Here is a 3,714-nt window from a genome sequence, read left to right as displayed (position 1 = left end):
TACCACTTCGAAGGTGTTTTATATTGTCTCAAAAATTTAGGTTAGCCCACCTCTAATCTAGCGGCATGCCGTTTTTTCTATTGACTTATAATAAGCTTAGCAACCATCCGAATCAATAATTGTCCAATAAAAAATGGGATAGCTGTTAGCAACATAACAAAGTCTCGACCAAATGGCTTGAACCATCCACCATCGTCTGAGATGAAATTCATTGCCAACACTAGAGATACTATGGCTGTTATCATGTTCATAAGCATTATCGATTGAAGAATGAACGCAGTTCCTACCATTCCGGTTACGAAAGTTCGTGCAACACCTATCCAATACTACATCAATCCGTAGCCTCAATAGGCTATACTATGAAATAAATCACTTAGAAAAATACACCTGCTGTGCATATGAAAGTGAGCATGATAAACACTAGTTGTTTCTGTTTCCTTGCATAATGTATATCCTCTTTTCATTTCACTAGACTACCGTTTTCACGGTTTCTTCATCGGCACGTAACCGACTTTCTCCACCAATTCCTGTCCTTGTGGTGAATTCATCCATTCAATGAACTTTTCCACATTCGAATTTTCTGTCCCTGCTGTGACGACATAAAACTCAGATGCAATTGGATATTCATCATTTCGTATGGTTTCTTTCGTCGGCTCTACTCCATCGATTGCCAGCAATTTAATCTCCTCATTGCCTACCATTTCTGTTGAATAATATCGGAATGTATAGCCAATGGCATTTTTATAATTTCGATACTTTGAGACCTCCGATATGATACCACCCATTCCTTCGGCCACATTTTCTTTTGGAGCATCCATAATCGGAATATCCTCCATCAACCGTTCCAAGCCTGTTTGACTACCACTGTCTGCCGGTCGTTGGAATGCACGGATCGGCTCGCTCTTCCCTCCAACTTCTTCCCAATTTGTGATTTTCCCCGCATAGATATCTTGAATTTGTTTTAATTCTAGCTGATCAATGGGGTTCTTTTGATTGACGAAAAAGACAAATGCCTCTCGACCTATTGGCGTTAATTTCAACTCAATACCTTGTTTCTTCGCCGCTTTCATTTGGGCGTCTGAAGGCCTCGCTGCAAAAATCATATCTACCCTGCCTGAAAGTAGATTTTCATAGGCAACAGGTGTTGTATTGACCATTACTTCACTATCATATGGGTGGTATTCTTTTCTAGGATAGACTGCCTGAACAAACGCTGCATACAGTGGATATAGCGCGGTAGCTCCGTCTACTCTGGGCAAATCATCCTTCAGTTCGAGTGTAGCGGCTCCATCGAGTACAGCAAGCTTTGATTCCTGTCCAATGGTAAACGGTTCATAATAACGCACTTCTACTTCGGCATCCACTGTCGAAATACTTTCCTTATACATATGCATGATTGGCCAAACTGCCGCTCCGATTATAACTACTCCAGCAATAGCACCGAACGACCGTTTTCGTTGTTTCGTGTTGAAGAAATGAAAAATCATCATGACGATCCAAACATATAAAATTATCACCGCACTAAGTGCTAACGGAATATAGTGGATCCATCCCATTAACAATAAATATAACAATCCAATTCCTGTGAAAAATAGTAACGCGAGGAATAAAAGTACCGCAAATGCTATAGGTGCAACCATACGCGTCCCCCCTTTTATTTTCCGCTCAATTCCTCCAGTCGATGCCACGCCTCATCTTCATCAAACGAACTGTACCAACGATAATGCTCTTCATCCAAAATACGAAAATGCTGGCTAATTACGTTTTGCTGTAAACGAAAACGTCCTTTTGTTTTCAATTCACGCCACCACACTTTACCGCCCATCGATTGATCCATTCGACGGTCAATACCGTCGTGTGCAATTGTTTCCAGTACTTCTAGTGGATCTCCGCCGACTGTTGCTTGCAATACTTCACTTTCACGAAATAAAGCACAGACTGCTATAACGGCTGTCCAACTAGCCATTGCTCTTGCTTTTTCAATTTGAATCAAGGTCTTTTTGGAAAGTCCCAGTACATCCGCCATTTTTTGTTGGGAGTATTCTTTCTCCAATCGGATCACTCGTAACTTTAATGAAATCAGCTCTATTAATTGTTGTTGATTCACAAAATCACCTCGTAGTTACAATTCATATCTATTGGTGTAATATTACACCAATTTAACTGTATAAGCAAATGAATTTTCAAAATTCTCTGTTAACCTTGCATCTATCGATTCTTTCTTAAAATTATGATAAGATTTATTGACTTTGTGATTTAGTAAAAGAAACGAGGACTCTTATGAAACAGCGTGAACAATGGACATCCAAGATTGGTTTTATTTTAGCAGCTGCTGGCAGTGCCATCGGTTTAGGTGCAATCTGGAAGTTTCCTTATATGGCCGGTACGAACGGCGGCAGCGTGTTTGTGCTGTTATTTATCATTTGTACATTATTGATCGGTCTACCGATTTTATTGGCTGAGTTTGTCATCGGACGAAGAGGACAAGCAGATGCCGTGACTTCTTTGAAGAAATTATCAACAGGACGCAGTTGGGGATGGGTTGGATGGATGGGGCTTGCATCTTCTTTCATTATCTTATCTTTTTATAGTGTTGTCGGGGGATGGATTTTATCGTATTTAGCTCGAGCCTTTACGTTTACATTAGGCGGGCTGGATTATGGTGAACTGTTTAATACGACGATCGCGAATCCATGGGAAGTATTATTGGCACAAGCATTATTTATGGCGTTGACGATCTTCATCGTTCAAAGCGGCATTCGTGGAGGAATTGAACGAGCTAGCCGCTGGATCATGCCCTTATTATTCTTGTCATTCATTGTATTGGCGATTCGTTCGCTGACACTAGATGGCGCGATGGAAGGTGTGCGTTTCCTATTCGTACCGGATTGGAGTTATTTTAACGGAACTACATTTCTTGTTGCGTTGGGACAGGCATTCTTCTCACTGAGTGTCGGTGTGACAGCAATGATGACCTACGCTTCCTACCTTTCAAAAGAGGAGAAGCTTGGACAGTCTGCATTTAATGTCTCGATACTGAACATAGGTATTTCTATCTTAGCAGGACTTGTTATTTTCCCAGCTGTTTTCGCCTTAGGGCATTCACCAGAAGCGGGCCCCGGGCTGATTTTCGTCATTCTACCGGCTATTTTCAATGAAATTCCGTTTGGCAGTGTGTTTTTGATCATCTTCTTTTTCCTGATGCTGTTTGCTACACTGACTTCTGCTATCGCAATGCTCGAAATCGTAGTTTCTACAGGCATCCGTAAAAAGCATGATAGAAGAAAACGTGCTTCATGGGTTTTTGGCGGGCTGATCTTTTTAGTTGGAATTCCAAGTGCACTGTCATTTGGCTTGCTATCTAATGTTAGCATCTTCGGCAATTCCATCTTCGATTTTGCCGATTTGCTGACGAGTAGAATTGCGATGCCGCTCGGGGCATTGGCCGTGTCTTTATTTGCTGGCTTCGTGCTAACGAAAGAGGACACAGCGGAAGAGTTAGGAATGCATCCAGCTCTTCACTCGTTGTGGAAAGTGATTGTACGCTATTTCGCACCTATTGCAATCGTCGTCATTTTCTTTACTTGGGTTTTAGGTATGTAAAAAGCACGCTGGAGAATAGACTGACCTAGCGATATGAGACACATATAAAACACCATGATTAGGCTGCCATTTCACCATATTTTACGGGTGTCAGGTAGCCTAATTTTTCTT

The 3,714-nt window shown here is 41.5% G+C and carries 4 protein-coding genes; 1 reads left to right on the top strand and 3 read right to left on the bottom strand.

All coding sequences use genetic code 11. The annotated features are described in order from the left end of the window. Nucleotides 1–77 precede the first annotated feature (77 nt). The 3 genes from H605_RS19290 to H605_RS0116820 all read right to left on the bottom strand — a co-directional run bounded on the left by H605_RS19290 (nt 78) and on the right by H605_RS0116820 (nt 2,107). Nucleotides 78–245 carry a hypothetical protein gene (locus tag H605_RS19290; RefSeq protein ID WP_155979567.1) on the bottom strand — a complete coding sequence of 56 codons (168 nt, stop codon included), beginning with the start codon at nt 243–245 and terminating at the stop codon, nt 78–80. A 237-nt stretch (nt 246–482) separates the two neighbouring features. Then, nucleotides 483–1,640, bottom strand: coding sequence for a PstS family phosphate ABC transporter substrate-binding protein (locus H605_RS0116825; RefSeq protein WP_029055255.1), 1,158 nt, complete (start codon nt 1,638–1,640; stop codon nt 483–485). Between the two features lie 14 nt (nt 1,641–1,654). Then, nucleotides 1,655–2,107, bottom strand: coding sequence for a helix-turn-helix transcriptional regulator (locus H605_RS0116820; RefSeq protein WP_029055254.1), 453 nt, complete (start codon nt 2,105–2,107; stop codon nt 1,655–1,657). Between the two features lie 173 nt (nt 2,108–2,280). Between H605_RS0116820 and H605_RS0116815 the strand changes: the two genes are divergently transcribed. Then, the gene (locus tag H605_RS0116815) at nt 2,281–3,603 is read left to right on the top strand and encodes a sodium-dependent transporter (protein ID WP_029055253.1); all 1,323 of its coding nucleotides are present in this window, start codon (nt 2,281–2,283) and stop codon (nt 3,601–3,603) included. Nucleotides 3,604–3,714 lie beyond the last annotated feature (111 nt).

Origin of the sequence: Sporosarcina ureae DSM 2281 (assembly GCF_000425545.1) — a bacterium.
In the GTDB taxonomy this organism is placed as follows: Bacteria; Bacillota; Bacilli; order Bacillales_A; family Planococcaceae; genus Sporosarcina; species Sporosarcina ureae.
The sequence above is the reverse complement of the archived record's forward strand: the minus strand, read 5'-3'. Positions and strand labels throughout refer to the sequence as shown.